The sequence below is a fragment of the Bacillus cereus group sp. BfR-BA-01355 genome (genome assembly GCF_022663675.1).
GTDB lineage: Bacteria > Bacillota > Bacilli > Bacillales > Bacillaceae_G > Bacillus_A > Bacillus_A thuringiensis_S.
On sequence record NZ_JAKUFY010000036.1, the window covers coordinates 35,904 to 53,644 of the forward strand.

Sequence of the window (17,741 nt, forward strand, 5' to 3'; positions counted from 1 at the left end):
ACTGTTTTCATTGAACTCTATGTAGATTCTTTATTCTTATGCTTTATTTATTTCTCACAAAGGTAAATCTCATTCTTCACCTCTCCTTGTCCACGCGTATTACAGACATTTTTCATATATTAATAAAAAGCTCTGATTATTTTAGAAAGGAGTAATAAATTGAAGCAAACAAAATTAACAGGTCGTATCGTTGTTCCCACAGATCCTGACTACGACGTAGCCCGAATGAATTTAAATTTAAGTATTCCAAAACTCCCTTGTATTATTGTTTTTTGTCAAAATAACAAGGATATCTGTAACGCCTTAAAATGGGCACGTGAACGTCATATACCATTTCGGTTAAGAAGCGGACGTCATAGCTATGAAAATTTTTCTCTTTTAAATAGAGGACTTATTATTGATGTGAGTGAAATGCATCGCATTACTGTTAATACAGAGAAATTAACAGCAACAATTGAGGCTGGTGCAAATCTTGGCACTGTTTATAAAGAACTTTGGAATTACGGTGTTACAATTCCTGCTGGTACAAGTGCAAGCGTTGGAATTGTTGGATTAGCACTTGGCGGTGGTATTGGTATGCTTTCGCGCTTATTTGGATTAACATGTGATCAATTAATGGAAGTGGAAATGGTACAAGCGTGTGGAAAATTTGGTGTAAAACTCATTCGTGCAAATGAACAAGAGAACTCTAACCTTTTTTGGGCATGCCGTGGTGGCGGTGGTGGCAACTTCGGAATTGTCACTTCCTTAACTTTTCGAGTCCACCCGATAAAAAATGTATCAATTTTCTCAATTACATGGGAATGGGACGACTTTATTGCTGCATTTCAAGCGTGGCAAAACTGGGCACCTTATATAGATGAACGTCTCACTTCATCGATCGAATTATTCGCCAAGCAACGAAATAAAATCAAAGCACAAGGCGAGTTTGTCGGTTCTCCCTCTGAACTCCATTTCCTATTATCCCCTCTTCTTGAAACTGGTAGCCCCTCTCTCTTTATAGAAGAAGTTCCTTATATAAAGGCTGTTGAATTTTTTAATGGCGGTAACATCCCTGAAAATTTCAAGCGCTCTGGTTCCTATGTCTATAAACCTATTCCCCTTAAAGGCATTCAAATCATGCAATACTTTCTTTCTCATGCACCAAATAAAGATGCTAGTATTTGGCATCAATCGCTCATAGGTGCTGTTGAAAATATTTCGCCGAATGAAACGGCTTATTTTCATCGTAAAGCAATTATTGCTCAAGAATACATTACCTCTTGGAAATGCGATGATGAAGAAAATCGAAATATACGCTGGGTTAAAGGTTTACGAGAAAGCTTAGATCCTTATACACTAGGCGACTATGTGAACTGGCCCGATATCGATATTAAAAATTGGCAAACTAGTTATTATGGCTCTAACTTTCACAGATTACGTAAAGTAAAAACCATGTATGATCCTTGTGATGTTTTTCATTTCCAACAAAGTATTCCTCCTTTTCATACGTGAAAAAAGGGGATAACATAAAAAAATCATCCAATATACCGTTACCTCGCAGTATGTTGGATGATTCAAGTTGATTTTCTATATCGTTTCAAATTCTTGCTCCTACTCATAAACTTTTACTTACAGATTAATTGTATTTCGTATCATTTTCATGCAATGAATGTAATTTAATATTTGGTACTTTATCTTTTTCAATACCTCTATTATAAGAAACAGGAACTTGAAATTCGAATTGCTTTGTCTCATGTTTTTGTAAATAGACTGGTTTCGGTACTGGATAGCTTTTTGAATTCTCGTTTGCATTATCGTATAAAACAACTTTTAATGCTTGTGAATGATTACGATAATTTTTTAAAGTAACAATGCACTTCGGTTGGATATTCTCTCCATTTTTCTCCATTCTACACTGGCTATCTTCTTTTTTATATTCTATTGCTTCTACCCCTGTTTTTCCTGCGTAGTACCATGTTTTATTCAATGTCTGGAGGATTGTATTTAAAATAAACGGCATCATTACAATCAAAATACTAATGCCTACTACTTTTATCTTATTCGTTTTTCTAAATGTACTAGACTCCTTTTTTCCTAGCCATTTTAAAAATAATATAAATGCAATTACATGTAGTATGAAAGAAACAATCAATATATTTGAGACTTTATAATCCATATAAACATACGTATGTATCGGAACCTTATAGACATTGAATAGTTTTTCCCCAATTAATTCATTATCATTTGGAATTTTTAATAATAACAAAACCCCTATACTGTAACAAATAGCTACTAATCGATCATACTCAATACGAATCATTCTTTCTCCCCTTCACTTTGTATTTTATTATCGATTTTAGCTATTATTACCATACTATACAATCTTTTTATAGAGGATAACGTAAAAAAGTTCCTTATAAATATATAAATAACCTTATTAATATACACTATGAATTAAAAAATCAATATACAATTTTCACATAGAGATTTCTTCAAAATATGTTGGATCATGTATTGTAATTTTTTTATCTAAAATTGTAACAATGCTATCATTTTTTAATTGTTTTAATACGCTGCTAACTGTCTCTCGAGATGTTCCAGATATTTTGGATATTTCAATTGTTGTAAGTGGACATGAAATTACAATCTTTTCTCCACTCTGTTCTCCTAAATCCTGCATTAAATAATTTAACGTTTGGATAACACGATCTTGTGCATTAGGAATTGTAATATTTTGCACTCGATTTTCGTTCAATTTTAATATAGATGATAATTGCTGAACAACGTACATCAATTGCGTTCTGCTGGACTTTACCATATCTTCAAAGATTACCGTTGGAATATAATATACCTCCACATCCGTCATTGCTTCTGCTGTATAGTTATATCCTCTGTCTGTAAACATACCACCATAAGGAAAAATAGAATATCGCTTTACATAGTCATCGTATAATAAGTTCCCATTTTGATTAACCCGCTCTAACTTTACAAAACCATCTAACATGAAGTAAATTCTTTCTCTTGAATCCCCTTCTAAAAATAAAAATTGACCTTTTTTATAAGTTCGCCAATAAACAAACTCTGTTAAGCCTTTCAATTTTTTTTCTGTTAAATGAGCAAATAATTCGAACTGCTTTAAGTCTTTCACTACGTTCCGTCTATTCATAAAATTCCCTCTCTCTTGCTGTATGTTGGAGCGAAAAAATCAAGAAAGCGTATTCAATTTGAATTTTATCATAATTAACTTACATATTCAGATTTCATCATGAAAACTTTATGAACAATGAGTACAAAAAATATTAATAAATAAAAAGAATGAAGTTACTAACTCCATTCTTTTTTTACTACTAAGTAGCGTACATAAGAATTTAAACATACATGCATACATTCTGTTTTGAAATAATAGTACCAGCTTTTTCTTCTAGTGCTTCATATACTTTTTCTAAAGACGTAATAATTGTTTTTCTTTTTGGATTTGTATTAACAAAATTAATAGCAGCTTCAATTTTTGGAAGCATGCTTCCCGCAGCGAATTGTTGTTCTTCAATATATTCTTCTAATTGATTCACTGTGACATGCTCTAATTTTTTTTGATTCGGTTGATTATAATTTACATACACATGATCAACTGCAGTTAAAATAACGAGCGTATCGGCATCTACTAATTCTGCTAATTTCTGCGCAGCGAAATCTTTATCGATAACCGCTTCAGTTCCTTCTAACCCTTCTTCGGAATCAATTACTGGAATTCCACCCCCGCCCACAGCTATCACTATGTTTCCATCTTCGACCAAAGAATTAATAACTTTATGTTCATGAATACTTACAGGCTTCGGTGATGGAACAACACGTCTCCATCCTCTACCAGCATCTTCTTTAAACACTGCTTTTGTTTCATCCATTAATCTTCTGGCCTCTTCTTCTGTATAAAAAGGACCAATTGGTTTAGTTGGATTTTTAAATGCCTCATCTTTTTTATCCACAACAACACGTGTTATAACCGTTGCTACGTCTTTTTTTATATTCCGTTTTTTCAATGCCTTTTCAATCGCATTTTCCATCCAATATCCAATCATCCCTTGACTCATTGCCCCACAAGTATCTAATGGCATTGCAGGTGTCTTTTCCGTTTCTGCAGCTTTTTGCTGTAATAAAATATTCCCCACTTGTGGGCCATTTCCATGCGCAATTACTATATCCACATCATTTTCCATTATTTTCACAAGTTGTTCTGCCGTTTTTTCCAACGCTTCTTGCTGCGCTCCCGCAGTAGCTTCTCCAGACTGTATCGCATTTCCCCCTAGTGCAACCACAATTTTTCTTCGTGCCATATTCCAGCCCTCCAGTTGATTTCGCTTTCACAGCGCTTTATAAAGTAATACTGCCTGTAATTAATCCATAAATCGCAAAGAATGCTAAAGCACCAATTGCTACGGATGATGCTAATTCCACTCGAGTAAATATTTGCTTCGAACTCTTTTGCTTTTGAACATTGTAAAAAATAAAAATACCTGGCGCATATAAAGTCATTGTTAATAATAAATACTCTAAACCAGCTGCATAAACTAACCACACGCCATAAATACTGGCTATCAAACCAATTATTATATTTTTATTTCGATCTACTTCTTCAGCCTTTAAGCTATGCTTCAGTTGATAAAATGCTGAAAAAGCATATGGAATTAAAATAGCTGAAGATGCTAAAGAGAATGCAAAGTTATACGCCTGATCAGAAACAACGAATGTTAACAAGAACATTTGTATTAAACCATTTGTTATCCACAATGAATTTACTGGAGCCTTATTTTGATTTTCTTTTGCGAACCATTTTGGAAATACTCCATCTTTAGCCGCTAAATATGGAATTTCAGAAGCGAGCAAAGTCCAACCTAACCAAGCACCTAATACAGAGATGACCAAACCTAAATTAATAAAGATAGCACCCCATTTTCCAACAACACTTTCAAATAAATAAGCCATAGCCGGATTTTTCAAACCCGCAATATCTGCTTGCTGCATAAGTCCAAGAGACAATAATGTGATTAAAATATAAATGATGAGTGTACCAATTAAGCCAATAACGGTTGCTTTCCCTACATCACTTCTATTTTTTGCTCGACTGGATAAAACAACAGCCCCTTCTACCCCAATAAATACCCATAAAGTTACAAGCATTGTACTTTTAACTTGGCTGCCAACTGCTCCCCATGAAAAAGAACCAGTTTGCCCCCAAAATCCATCTAAGAACGTATCAATATGAAACGCGAAGATTCCTATGACAATAAATACAAATACAGGTACTAATTTTGCGATTGTAGTTACTAAATTCACAAGTGCTGCTGATTGAACTCCACGTAAAATTAACATGTGAACACACCATAATAATACGCTTGCACCAATAATGGACGCTACATTTTGCCCGCCTTCAAAGATTGGGAAGAAATATCCTAATGAAGAAAACAATAATGTACCGTAAGCTACATTCCCAAGCCAAGCAGATAGCCAGTATCCCCACGCACTATTAAATCCCATGAAATTACCAAATCCTGCTTTTGCATAGCTAAAAATACCACCATCTAAATCTGGCCGTTTTACAGTTAGATTTTGAAAAGATAATCCAAGTGCAATCATCCCAATTCCTGTTATAACCCAGCCAATAATAATGGCTCCAGCACCAGCACCTTTTGCCATATCACTCGCTAAATTAAATGCTCCACCGCCAATCATGGACCCAACTACAAGAGCCGTTAGTGTAAACAACCCTAATTTCTTATCTTCACCCATTCCACTCACCTCTCTTAAATTGCAATAACAATACAAAAGCAATAGTGAATGATAGTGTCTAAAGGAGGAGAAAGAAGAAAGGAAGACTCCCTTTCTTCTTTACTCCATGTTTCCTAAAGTAGCTGCCATAACCGCTTTAATTGTATGCATTCTATTTTCAGCTTGATCAAATACTTTTGAATGTTTACTGCGGAATACTTCGTCAGTTACCTCCATTTCTTTCAACCCATATTTCTCGTAAACTTCTTCGCCATACATCGTTTCAACATCATGAAATGCAGGTAAACAATGTAAGAAAATCACGTTTTCATTCCCTGTTGCTTTAATCATTTTCATATTTACTTGATAAGGTTTCAATAACTCGACACGTTCAGCAAATTTTTCTTCTTCCCCCATAGACACCCATACATCTGTATAAATTACATCTGCATTCGCAACAGCTTCTTCCACATTACTTGTTATCATTACCTGTTCATTATATTTTTTTGCTAAATCAATTACTTCTTGTGCAGGCCATAAAGATTCCGGTGTACAAATACATACATCCATTCCAACGATTGCTCCACCAACTAGTAAGCTATTAGCAACATTATTTCGTCCATCGCCAACGTAAACGAGCTTCACATTTTTCAATTTCCCTATATGTTCTCTAATTGTTAATAAATCTGCTAGTGTTTGTGTTGGATGCCACATATCTGTTAATCCATTCCAAACCGGCACACCAGAATTTTGTGCTAAAGATTCTACAGTTTCATGATTAAATCCACGAAACTCAATTCCGTCAAACATACGCCCTAACACTTTTGCTGTATCCTCTACAGATTCTTTTTTCCCAAGTTGAATATCACCTTTCCCTAAATATTCAGGATTTGCCCCTAAATCTGTACATGCTACTGTAAATGCACAACGCGTACGAGTAGAAGTTTTTTCAAATAAGAGCGCTACATTTTTACCTTCTAAATAATGATGCGGAATACCATTTTTCTTTTTCTCTTTTAATTCTGCTGCCAAATCTAGAAAATATAACAATTCTTCTTGTGTAAAATCTTTTTCTGCTAGAAAGCTTCTTCCTTTTAAATTCGGTCTAGTCATTAACATAATTCATCCCTACTTTCTCCGTTATTTATACTAAATATCTTTACGAACAATTGGCATACTCATGCAACGTGGACCCCCACGACCACGAGATAATTCCGAACTTAGCACTTCAATCACTTCTATACCGTGTTCACGTAATAACGTATTAGATACATAGTTGCGATCATATGTAACAACTACACCTGGCGCAATTGCTAATGTGTTCGAGCCATCATTCCATTGTTCACGAGCAGAAGCAATTACATCTCCTCCTCCACATGGAATAAGAACTAATTCACTTAAGTCTAATACCTCTTTTAATGCTTCCATTAAAGAAGTACGATGTGTAATTTTAAGAGTTTCCTCATCTGATCCTTTTTCTAAAATATAAATATTCATATTCCCTTTTGGCCCTTGAATGGCTGGATGAATTGTAAACTTGTCATAATCAACCATTGTAAATACTGTATCTAAATGCATAAATGCTCGGCATTTTGGAATTTCTATCGCTAACACTTTCTTAATTTTATTTTGTCGGCTAAAGAGATTTTTAGCTAAACGTTCAATTGCTTTAGCTGAAGTACGAGCAGATACTCCAATCGCAATTGTTTCTTCATTTAAAATTAGCTCGTCGCCACCTTCAATTGGAAATTTATAATCACGATCTAACCAGATTGGTACATTATGTTTTGCAAATCTTGGATGATATTTGATGATATACTCCATGAATAATGATTCACGTCTACGCGCTGGTTCTCTCATCTTATTTATCGTTAAGCCATCGCCCACGCTAGCTGCTGGATCACGAGTAAAATATAAATTAGGCATTGGATCTAAGTAAAACGGATAATGATCTTCCATTAATTCATATAAATGTGTCTTCTTACTTGTTTCAATTTCACTTTTCCGTACACCGCCCATAATTTTTTGAATTAATTCTTCATTTGAAAAGGAAAGTAAATATTCTTTTAAAGTTTGATGTGCAACATTTACGTCGGCCTGTCCTTCTTTTAAAATACGATCAACAAATTCTTCTCGAAGTTTTTTATCTACTAACGCCTCAGCAGCTAGTTTTTCTAAATAAAGAACTTCAACACCCCGATTGCGTAACGTTTGTGCAAAATAATCATGCTCTTTTTGAATAATTGGCAAGTATGGAATATCGTCAAATAATAATTGCTGCAAATAATCTGGCGTCAAGTTTTCCACTTCTTTACCCGGTCGTTTTAATAAAACCGTTTGTAATTCTCCAATTTCTGAAGTAACATGTATCGGATGTTTCATTTGTTGTACCTCCTTTTAAATATGTTTGATGTCTTACAAGTACATAATAAATGCTCTGCACTTTCATCTTTGTGAAAGCATCCACATTATCATTGTGAAATATTAAACAAGTTATTTTTTTAAAATCATACGAATATGTATTTTTATACCAAACTATCTCGCTTTCTCAGTAAAAAATACATATATTACGCATATACTTTGAATATTTAACTTCCGTATTTAAACAAAAATCCTGTTTTTAATTTTATTAAAAACAGGATTTTTGTATCTAAATAATTAAATTTAATCTTTCTTCTATAATCTCCCTATCTGATTTCGACTGTGAAATTATAAGGCATGTATCATTTCCACATATACATCCTATTTTTTCTTTCCAATCTAACTCATCAAATAAAACACCAATAACATGTGCATTACCAGGTAATGTTTTAATAACCATTAATTGATCTACACAATCAATTTTCACAACAACTTCTCGTAATTTTTTCTTTAACTTTATATCAGTTTGTAAATGCTCTTCTGAGAAAACTTTATATATCATTAATCCTTCTTGAGAAGGTACCTTCGTTAAGTTTAACTCACGAATATCGCGAGAAACCGTAGCTTGTGTTACTAATACATCTTTTTTTGCTAACAATTCTACCAATCTTTCTTGCTTATCTATTTCATACTCCTTTACAAATTGTTTAATTAACCGTTGTCTTTTTTCTTTTTTCATAAAAGACACCCCTTTTAATATTATAGCTCGCTATAATTTTCATCCGAAAGGGACAGAAAAGAATGTTGCGGAAACGTTCATAGTTTAACTATAAATATTAAATTAAGCTAAATAAAAAAGAGAAGAACAGCATTCTGTTCTTCCTTTTACATTGAAAATCGTTCAATTGTTTGTTTCAAATCAGTTGCTTGCTTCTCTAAATCCTTTAATAATTGATCGATTACTACCATATTTTTAGACTGTTGTAGCGTCACACGCGCCACTTCTTGCGAACTGGCTGACGTTTCTTCAGCAATTGCTGCTACAGCTTTTGTTTGTGCTCCTGTTTGATGAATGTGGCTCACTTGTTCATTCATATAACTACTGATTTGCTGAGTTGCATCGGCTACTTCCATAACACTTGATGACATTTCTTTTAAAATTAATTCCGTAGCTTCCCCACTTTTCGCCTCTTCTTTAGCTATTTTCACTTGTTCTGTCATTTTCATTGCAACTTGTTGTACTTCATCTTGCATATTCCGTAATAACTGCGATATGTTTCTTGCAGAATGATCACTTTCATCAGCAAGTTTACGTACTTCTTCCGCAACAACCGCAAAACCTCTTCCATGCTCTCCTGCGCGAGCTGCCTCAATAGAAGCATTTAGTGCTAATAAATTCGTTTGGCTAGCAATCGCACTCACAACAGACACAATATGTTCTACTTGTTTCATTCGTTCTTCTAACTTCTGTACATTTTGCATTGAATTTTCATTTTCTTTTGCCAATGTTTGAATACCTTGAATTAAAGACGTAAAGACACGAGTACTATGCCCTAAAGCTTGAACCATTTCTGAAGACAACGTATCAGACTGCTTCGCTTTTTCTTCTACTTCACTTGCAATAGACGTCGTTGTATCAACAGCAGAAACAATTGCTTGAATTGATGCCGCTGATTGCTCAGCGCCTGAAGAAATCTCTGCAAGTGTCTCAGATACACCTTGCGCTTGTCTCGTTGCTTCGCCTGTTTGTTTTCTAATCTGCTGTACTTGATTATTTGTATACGAAAATGTTGTATCAATATTTTTTACCATGCCCCTTAAGTTTCCTAACATCATATTAAATGCAACACTTAAAGATTTAATTTCATCATCTGTCTTCGGTAATGGAACATCTTCACGAATATCACCCTCAGCTGCTTTTCTTGCCGCTTCCTCTAACTTGCGAAGTGGTTTAATTAAAAATACGGCTGCTCCATATGCTAAAATTCCAGACCATACTACCCCTAATAACATAACGATAATATTATATACAGTTTGACTTACATAACTTTGAAAATAATCGTATATCACGTAAATAAAAAATATACTTGTTGAATATGTAATAAAAGCTAAAACTGTAGTGAATAGCATAAGTTGTGTACGTAATCCAAAAGAAAATGTTTTTCTTTCTTTTTCCATCTTTCCTTTCCCCCTTTTTATAAGCAATATAAATACTACCTATATATTATTATCCATATTTTCATTATAGAAGGATATAGAGATTTTAAAAATATTATTTCTTTGAATATCAAATTGCACGAAAAAAATAAAGGATTCTGACAATTTATGACTAATAACAGAAATAAGGGGCAACATTTGTAAAATATATTTTTAACTGGGGGTTTTGTATGATTCAAGTTCGAAATCTAGTAAAATCATTCGGTTCACTTGATGTGTTAAAAGGAATTGATTTAGAAGTAAAAGAAAAAGAAGTTGTTGTTTTAATTGGTGCCAGTGGTTCTGGTAAAAGTACATTACTTCGCTGTCTTAACTTTTTAGAAATGTACGATGAAGGTGAAATCCACTTACAAAGTGAGCGAATTGATCCAAAGCATTCAAATTTAAATAAAGTCCGTGAAAATGTCGGTATGGTTTTTCAGCACTTTAACCTCTTTCCTCATATGACCTCACTAGAAAACATCATAGAAGCACCTATTCACGTAAAAAAATTAGAGAAAGCAAATGCAAAGGATATTGGAAATCAACTTCTCCAAAAAGTCGGCCTTCAAGATAAAGCGGATGTAACTCCTCATCTTCTTTCAGGTGGTCAAAAACAGCGCATTGCCATTGCACGAGCTCTTGCAATGAGCCCTAAGATTATGCTATTTGATGAGCCTACCTCAGCTTTAGACCCTGAACTTGTTGGAGAAGTATTGCAAGTTATGAAAGAACTTGCTGAAGAAGGGATGACAATGGTTATTGTTACTCATGAAATGAATTTCGCAAAAGATGTAGCTGATCGCGTCATCTTTATGGACGATGGAAAGATTGTAGAAGATGCTCCGCCAGCACAATTCTTTTCAGCTCCATCACATGAACGAGCGAAACAATTTTTACGCAACGTTTTATAATGTAACTTCTGTTTCAAACGAAAAGGAATACATTCATACGGTGCACAACTAATCATCCAAATAAAATATTTCAATAACATACTAAAAAACCATCCGTATGATCAATATATAGGAGGGGTTTTATGAAAAGAAAACTATTAACCATTGTTGCGAGCATTACACTATGTACATCCTTCATACTAGGAGCTTGTAGCAAAGAAAGTTCTACTACTTCATCAAATGGTGAAAAAGAATTTCGCTATGCGATGAGTGGATTATACAAACCTTTTAACTATAAAGAAAATGACGGCAAACTTGTCGGTTTTGATGTAGAAATCGGTGAAGCTCTTGCTAAAAAGATGAACATGAAGGCTACGCCAGTTACAAACCCATGGGAAACGCTAATTCAAGGTCTTCAAGCGAAGAAATATGATGTAATACTGGGTAGTATGGCAATTACAGAGGAGCGCTTAAAAGCTGTTAGTTTCTCAAATCCGTACTATCGCTCTGGCGCCCAAATTTTTGTAGCTAAAAAGAATACCGCTATCTCTTCTCCAGAAGATTTAAAAGGTAAGAAAATTGGTGTTGTAAAAGCTAGTACCTTTAAAAATCTTGTTGCAAAATATACAGATCAAATCACAGAATATGACAGTGATATTACTGCTCTTATGGATTTAGAGCCTGGGCGTGTTGACGCAGTAATTACGGATCAAATGGTTGGTCTACGTATGATAAAAGAAGGAAAATCGAATATAAAAGAAGCCGGAAAACCATTAAATCTTGATGAAATGGGAATTGCTATTCGCAAAGATAATAAAGAAATGGTTGAGAAAGTAAATAAAGCGTTAGATGAAATCATTAAAGATGGTACGTATGATAAGATCAGTAAAAAATGGTTCGGACGTAATATTCTTGGTGAAGAGGAAAAAACGAAGTAAGTAAGTTAGCCATTCAAAAGATTCATAAACAGTGCCCCACTGATTAAGTGTTCATTTTATGTGGGGCATTTCATTCTCTACTAAAATCTATACAATATGAGGTGAAACGCATGTTTGAAATTTTTATCTCTTCCTATCCCACACTCTTAAAAGCTACTATTGTCACATTACAATTAACATTAACTTCCCTAGTACTCGGTTCATTAATTGGATTATTATTCGCTTTCTTTCGAATCTCTAACAATAAAGTTTTAAATAGTATCGCTCATGTCTACATTGCTATTATTCGTGGTACACCTTTAATTGTTCAAATTGCCATTCTCTATTTTGGAATTACATCTGTTGTTGTTTTCACCCCTTTTTGGGCAGGAGCAATCGCTTTAGCAATTCATAACGGTGCATATATTACGGAAATTTTCCGTGGATCTATTCAATCTGTTGACCGAGGACAATTAGAAGCAGCTCGCTCTTTAGGCATGCCTTATCCTTTAGCTATGCGACGAATTATATTACCACAAGCATTTCGTCTGTCTCTTCCTCCTCTAGGAAACCAATTTATTATCGGATTAAAAGATTCTTCACTTGTTGCTTATGTAGGAATGTCCGAATTATGGGGATCGGGTTTATCAATTGCAGCAGGTAACTTCCAACAATTAGATACTTACATAATCGTTGGTGCATACTATCTCGTACTTGTTCTTCTATTTACTTATTTTGTTAATCTTTTAGAAAAACGATTACAACGAAAAGAAACTAACTCCTTCCAAGTCAATAAAAAGAACAAAAAGGAAGTTTCTTTATAAGAAAAAGCAAGCCTGAGATGGCTTGCTTTTTCACTGCAAAAATATATTAATTTTTACTGATTTATTTTTTTAATACTCTCTTTTTCTTCTATATGTTCCTCACGATATGAAATATTATGAGGGTCTAAGCCATTTCCTAAAGAACCGTAGAAATGCTCTCTATGCGGATCAACTAATTCACTTCCGTGATAATACACACGTGGTGTATTCCAAAGTGCTGCCAATGCTTTTGTCATCGGCATTTCGTGATAACGTTCCGGCCACATTTCTTTAATCTTCTCTTTTACTAACGGATAGTATTTAGAGCTCATAGCAGGGAACAGATGATGTTCTGTATGATATGAGAAATTGAAATGCAAAACGTCTACCCAGCGCGGCACTGTTACTGATAAGCAGTTTGCTAACGGATCATTTACTGGAACAATTGGATTTAAGCGGTGATTTGTTGCGATATATGCCATTACAATAAAGTTAGCAATTAACAACGGAATGACATATGCAAATAACCATTTTCCAGGTCCCATAATAAACAATAAACTAATCCAAACTGTCCAAGGCAAAAGAAGTTGAAGCCATACAGATTTTTGATTGGATGACTTGAACTCTTTTATAAAATGAAAGAACATTCGAGTCGAATGCAATGTAAATTGAATTGTTAGTGACAGAAAACTAAAGAATGAACGTACATGTAGAGGCATACGATATACCCAACTCAAAAACTTACTCTTCTTAAGTTTCTCAAGTGTCGGCCATGCATCCGGATCATTCTCTTCATGCTGTGTATGAACATGATGCGTTGCATTATGCCACTTTCTCCAAAGCTTTGGCCCTGTTGATAATGGCATAAATGCAATCGCTCCTAAGAAGTCACGAAGCCATGCCTTTCTTACAACAGTTCCATGTAAAATTTCATGCCCTAAAAATCCTAGTGAAGCAAAACATAATCCAAGAACAATCGCAATTCCTAGATTCGCCCACACATTCAATTCAAATACACCAATCGATATTAATCCCGACAATGCCACAAGCAAATAAGCCAATCCACCAAATAAACGAGTAGGCACTGGTTTAAATGCTTTTTTCGGCAAATGTGGTGATACACGTGCTGCATACCACCCAAATGTATGAAGCTCCTTCATCCTTTTGCCCCTTTCTTATGCCGCGCCTTGCGCAACTTACATATATCAATTCTTGCTTCCAGATTGATTTTACTAAATGATCCAAAAAGCATGTATTATAAGGAAAATATACTCACTCTATCGTCACTTATTTTTCGCTTTTATTATCAATGAAAAACATTTCTCTTTTTACTCTCTATCAACCTTTCCACATGATGAATCATAACAATAGAATTTCTATATTGTCAACAACTTTTATGACCTAGTAATAAAAGTTGGTTATATTTTTATAATCATACTTTATTTCACTAAAGAAAATGTATAGATTCCATAAGGATTTACCCACTATCTATAGACATTTTCTTAAACGCCATAGACCCTATCTCATTCAATAAATCTCTATGTAATCAACAAACAGAATCACTTGAATTTAGTTTTATATAAATCCTACTTCTTCATAATGCCCCACCTAATTAATTATATTAAAATAATTTATAACCTCTTTTAATAAAAATAGACTTCTTCTAAAACAACACACATGAATTTCATATAATATGGAAATATTAAAAGGAAAATTGTTCTAAAATCAGGAGGTTTCAGCAATGACAAGTGATACATTTCCACAACTGCCGCTATCTTATTGGATTGAATCTACTCAGTTTCCTACTTTCCCTCGTTTATCCGAAAATATAAAGGCGAAAGTTGCTATTATCGGTGCTGGTATTACAGGTATTACTACTGCCTATTTACTTGCAAAAGAAGGCATCGATGTTGTTTTAATTGATTCTGGTCGTATTTTAAACGGGACGACTGGGCATACAACAGCGAAAGTAACAGCACAACATGATCTTATTTATGATGAATTAATAAATCACTTCGGTGTAGAAAAGGCCGGGCTTTACTATGAATCAAATAATCAGGCTCTACAATTCATAAACGAAACTGTTCAAACATATAAAATCGACTGTAATTTCTCAAATGAAGATTCATATTTATATACAACTACTGATAACGGATTAAGAAATTTATCGAAAGAATATGAAGCTTATCAAAAATTAAATATACCTTGTGATTATGTTCAATCTCTATCGATTCCTATTCCAGTACAATCTGCACTTGTCATGAAAAATCAAGCACAATTCCATCCCCTTCTTTATTTAAAAACACTTTTAGAAAAGTTTGTGGAGATGGGTGGAAAGGTCTACGAACAAACAACAGCTATGGATGTGGAAAAGGGAGATTATCCACAAATAATTACAAAAGAGGGCCATCATATCACTTGTGAATATGTTGTCTCTTGTTCACATTTTCCTTTTTATGATGCGAATAGCTTTTTCTTTACGCGAATGTACGCAGAACGCTCCTACGCTCTTGCAATAAAAGCCAAAACGGATTATCCAGGTGGCATGTATTTAAGTATTGATGATCCAAAGCGCTCCTTACGCTATATAACAAACAATGGAGAGAAATTAATTTTAATTGGCGGAGAAAGTCATAAAACAGGACAAGGAATAAATACGATGCTTCATTATGAAGCACTCTATTCTTTTGCTGAAGCAACTTTTGGAATAGACGAAGTTCCTTATAGATGGTCAGCACAAGATTTAATCACTCTAGATAAGCTTCCTTATATCGGACATATTAACGAAAGAAATCCAAATATATTTGTTGCAACTGGATATCGCAAATGGGGAATGACAACTGGAACTGCTGCCGCTCAGCTACTGAAGGACTCCATCCTAAAAGTCCACAGTCCCTATAAAGAACTGTATGCACCATCACGCTTCCATGCAAATCCAGATATAAAAACGTTCCTCTCCCAGAACATTGATGTTGCGAAACATTTAATTGAAGGAAAGATCGAAACCGCATTACGTAAGCCAGAAGATCTCGAAGTTGGTGAAGGATCTGTCGTACATGTTAACGGTAAACGAGCAGGTGCTTATAAGGACAAAGAAGGAAAATTACATATCGTCGATACAACTTGTACACATCTCGGCTGTGAAGTTGAATGGAATAATGGTGATTGTACTTGGGATTGCCCTTGCCATGGTTCTCGTTTTTCTATTGAGGGGGACGTTATTGAAGGTCCAGCAGATCAACCGTTAAAACGAGTTGATAATGAGTAAACAAATAAAGAAGTTCAGCAGTAATTCTGTTGAACTTCTTTATTTGTAATAAAACTTTTTCAGATAAATTTCGACACTGAGGAGGAAAATATTAACATTAAATAAAATAATATATTCATCTACAAATTAAAAGGGGTGAATATTATGCAACCTTCAGCTCCACCTCATCTAGAATCTACAGAAACTATCTTTTCAAGCTCTATTACAAAACTTGTTGTTTTTATTTGTTGGCTAGCCATTTTAGCTGATGGATATGATTTAGGTATTTACGGTGCCGTTCTACCAAAGCTCCTAGAAGACAAAAGCTGGGCGCTATCACCAGCGCACGCTGGTACAATTGCAAGCTATGCTTTATTTGGGATGTTTATTGGGGCTATTCTAGTTGGAACGATTACAGATCTAATTGGACGTAAATGGACGCTTATATGCTGTTTAGCACTTTTTTCTATCACAATGGGTTTAGCGGCTATCGCTCCTTCTCCTGAGTTATTTGGATTATCTCGATTTATAGGAGGAATCGGATTAGGCGGTGTTATCCCAACAGCTTCAGCACTTACTGTTGAATATTCACCAAAAAAAAGGCAATCTTTTATTTATGCTCTTATGTTTACTGGCTATCCTTTAGGTATCGTGTTAGGTGCTATTTTGTCCATGCTTATGTTAGAAGATTTCGGATGGAGAATTATGTTTGGTATCGGAATGATTCCACTACTCCTCATTCCTTTCATTATTCGCTATTTACCTGAGTCCATTCAATTTTTATTATCACGTAATCGCCAAGAAGAAGTGAACCAAATTCTTAATCGTTTTCAAATTGAATTTCATGTAAAAGATAAAACTCATCAAGACCCATCTACTATACGAAAGAAAAATGGATTTTTTACTTTATTCTCAAAAGAATACATAAAAGCAACGCTACTTTTTTGGATCACTTATATGATGGGAATGTTTTTAATATATGGTTTAAACACTTGGTTACCACAGATGATGCGCCAGGCAGGATATCCTCTTGGGTCTAGTCTGTCATTTCTACTTATGTTAAATATTACCGCAGCTATCGGCGCATTATTCGCTGGAGCAATTGCTGATCGTATAGGAGCAAAAATTGTTATTAGCATCTCTTATCTTATGGCAGCCATATGTATCGGACTATTAACAATCAAACCATCTGTTACAATCATTTATCTTTTAATTGGCCTTGCTGGTATTGGATCGGTCGGTATTACTCAAATATTAAATGCATATGTAACACAATACTTCCCATCACATATCCGAGCTACCTCCTTAGGCTGGGGATTGGGGCTTGGCCGAGTTGGTGCAATTGCTGGCCCTATTCTCGTCGGTATTATTATGACAATGCAATATGACTTATCATGGAATTTTTACTTATTCTCCTTTGCAGGTCTTATCGCAGCTATATCTGTTTTCTTCATTCCTACAAAATAAAAATGAAGTGACCCCTAAAAGTTAGACACGGTTATTTCATTAGGCAGCTTGATAAAAGTGAGTCCGGTATTGTATCGGGCTCATTTTTAATTTTGCCTTAATCCGTTTCGTA

14 protein-coding genes and 2 pseudogenes are annotated in these 17,741 nt (G+C 34.5%); 6 read left to right on the forward strand and 10 right to left on the reverse strand.

What is annotated here, in order from left to right; all coding sequences use genetic code 11:
* The first annotated feature begins 159 nt into the window (after window positions 1-159).
* Entirely contained in the window at window positions 160-1,494 is a 1,335-nt protein-coding gene (locus MR167_RS14415; RefSeq protein WP_127725568.1) for an FAD-binding oxidoreductase, read from the forward strand.
* 124 nt (window positions 1,495-1,618) lie between these two features.
* On the opposite strand, the gene MR167_RS14420 is transcribed toward MR167_RS14415, so the two are convergent.
* From MR167_RS14420 to MR167_RS33695, 9 genes and pseudogenes are all read right to left on the reverse strand, one after another.
* Window positions 1,619-2,302 carry a hypothetical protein gene (locus tag MR167_RS14420; protein WP_000619194.1) on the reverse strand — a complete coding sequence of 228 codons (684 nt, stop codon included), beginning with the start codon at window positions 2,300-2,302 and terminating at the stop codon, window positions 1,619-1,621.
* A gap of 156 nt (window positions 2,303-2,458) precedes the next feature.
* Window positions 2,459-3,148 (reverse strand): Crp/Fnr family transcriptional regulator, encoded by a 690-nt coding sequence (locus MR167_RS14425; protein ID WP_001081905.1) that lies wholly within the window; start codon window positions 3,146-3,148, stop codon window positions 2,459-2,461.
* A 202-nt stretch (window positions 3,149-3,350) separates the two neighbouring features.
* On the reverse strand, window positions 3,351-4,313 hold the full coding sequence (gene arcC / locus MR167_RS14430) for a carbamate kinase (protein ID WP_000113946.1): 963 nt from the start codon (window positions 4,311-4,313) through the stop codon (window positions 3,351-3,353).
* Window positions 4,314-4,350: 37 nt separating this feature from the next.
* Window positions 4,351-5,766 carry an arginine-ornithine antiporter gene (gene arcD / locus MR167_RS14435; protein WP_074790370.1) on the reverse strand — a complete coding sequence of 472 codons (1,416 nt, stop codon included), beginning with the start codon at window positions 5,764-5,766 and terminating at the stop codon, window positions 4,351-4,353.
* A 99-nt stretch (window positions 5,767-5,865) separates the two neighbouring features.
* Window positions 5,866-6,864, reverse strand: a complete 999-nt coding sequence (gene argF, locus MR167_RS14440) for an ornithine carbamoyltransferase (RefSeq protein ID WP_000930288.1) — start codon at window positions 6,862-6,864, stop codon at window positions 5,866-5,868.
* 30 nt (window positions 6,865-6,894) lie between these two features.
* Entirely contained in the window at window positions 6,895-8,127 is a 1,233-nt protein-coding gene (gene arcA, locus MR167_RS14445; protein ID WP_000682343.1) for an arginine deiminase, read from the reverse strand.
* Window positions 8,128-8,395: 268 nt separating this feature from the next.
* Window positions 8,396-8,845 carry an arginine repressor gene (gene argR / locus MR167_RS14450; protein WP_000711826.1) on the reverse strand — a complete coding sequence of 150 codons (450 nt, stop codon included), beginning with the start codon at window positions 8,843-8,845 and terminating at the stop codon, window positions 8,396-8,398.
* A 146-nt stretch (window positions 8,846-8,991) separates the two neighbouring features.
* Window positions 8,992-9,564: pseudogene (locus MR167_RS33690) on the reverse strand (methyl-accepting chemotaxis protein); the annotation flags it as partial.
* Between the two features lie 369 nt (window positions 9,565-9,933).
* A pseudogene (locus MR167_RS33695) lies at window positions 9,934-10,284 on the reverse strand (HAMP domain-containing protein); the annotation flags it as partial.
* Between the two features lie 209 nt (window positions 10,285-10,493).
* On the opposite strand from MR167_RS33695, the gene MR167_RS14460 reads away from it, so the two are divergent.
* The 3 genes from MR167_RS14460 to MR167_RS14470 all read left to right on the forward strand — a co-directional run bounded on the left by MR167_RS14460 (window position 10,494) and on the right by MR167_RS14470 (window position 12,936).
* Complete coding sequence (locus MR167_RS14460; protein ID WP_016078581.1) at window positions 10,494-11,216, forward strand: amino acid ABC transporter ATP-binding protein; 723 nt, start codon at window positions 10,494-10,496, stop codon at window positions 11,214-11,216.
* A gap of 122 nt (window positions 11,217-11,338) precedes the next feature.
* The gene (locus MR167_RS14465; RefSeq protein WP_000823756.1) at window positions 11,339-12,133 is read left to right on the forward strand and encodes an ABC transporter substrate-binding protein; all 795 of its coding nucleotides are present in this window, start codon (window positions 11,339-11,341) and stop codon (window positions 12,131-12,133) included.
* 47 nt (window positions 12,134-12,180) lie between these two features.
* On the forward strand, window positions 12,181-12,936 hold the full coding sequence (locus tag MR167_RS14470; RefSeq protein WP_003255986.1) for an amino acid ABC transporter permease: 756 nt from the start codon (window positions 12,181-12,183) through the stop codon (window positions 12,934-12,936).
* Between the two features lie 53 nt (window positions 12,937-12,989).
* Here the strand turns inward: MR167_RS14470 and desB are convergent, their stop codons facing one another.
* Entirely contained in the window at window positions 12,990-14,075 is a 1,086-nt protein-coding gene (gene desB / locus MR167_RS14475; protein WP_000661228.1) for a Delta(10) desaturase DesB, read from the reverse strand.
* A gap of 581 nt (window positions 14,076-14,656) precedes the next feature.
* Here desB and MR167_RS14480 point away from each other — a divergent pair.
* Window positions 14,657-16,183, forward strand: coding sequence for an FAD-dependent oxidoreductase (locus tag MR167_RS14480; RefSeq protein ID WP_242314880.1), 1,527 nt, complete (start codon window positions 14,657-14,659; stop codon window positions 16,181-16,183).
* Between the two features lie 144 nt (window positions 16,184-16,327).
* Window positions 16,328-17,629: an MFS transporter gene (locus MR167_RS14485; protein WP_242314881.1), complete on the forward strand. Its 1,302-nt coding sequence runs from the start codon at window positions 16,328-16,330 to the stop codon at window positions 17,627-17,629.
* Window positions 17,630-17,741 lie beyond the last annotated feature (112 nt).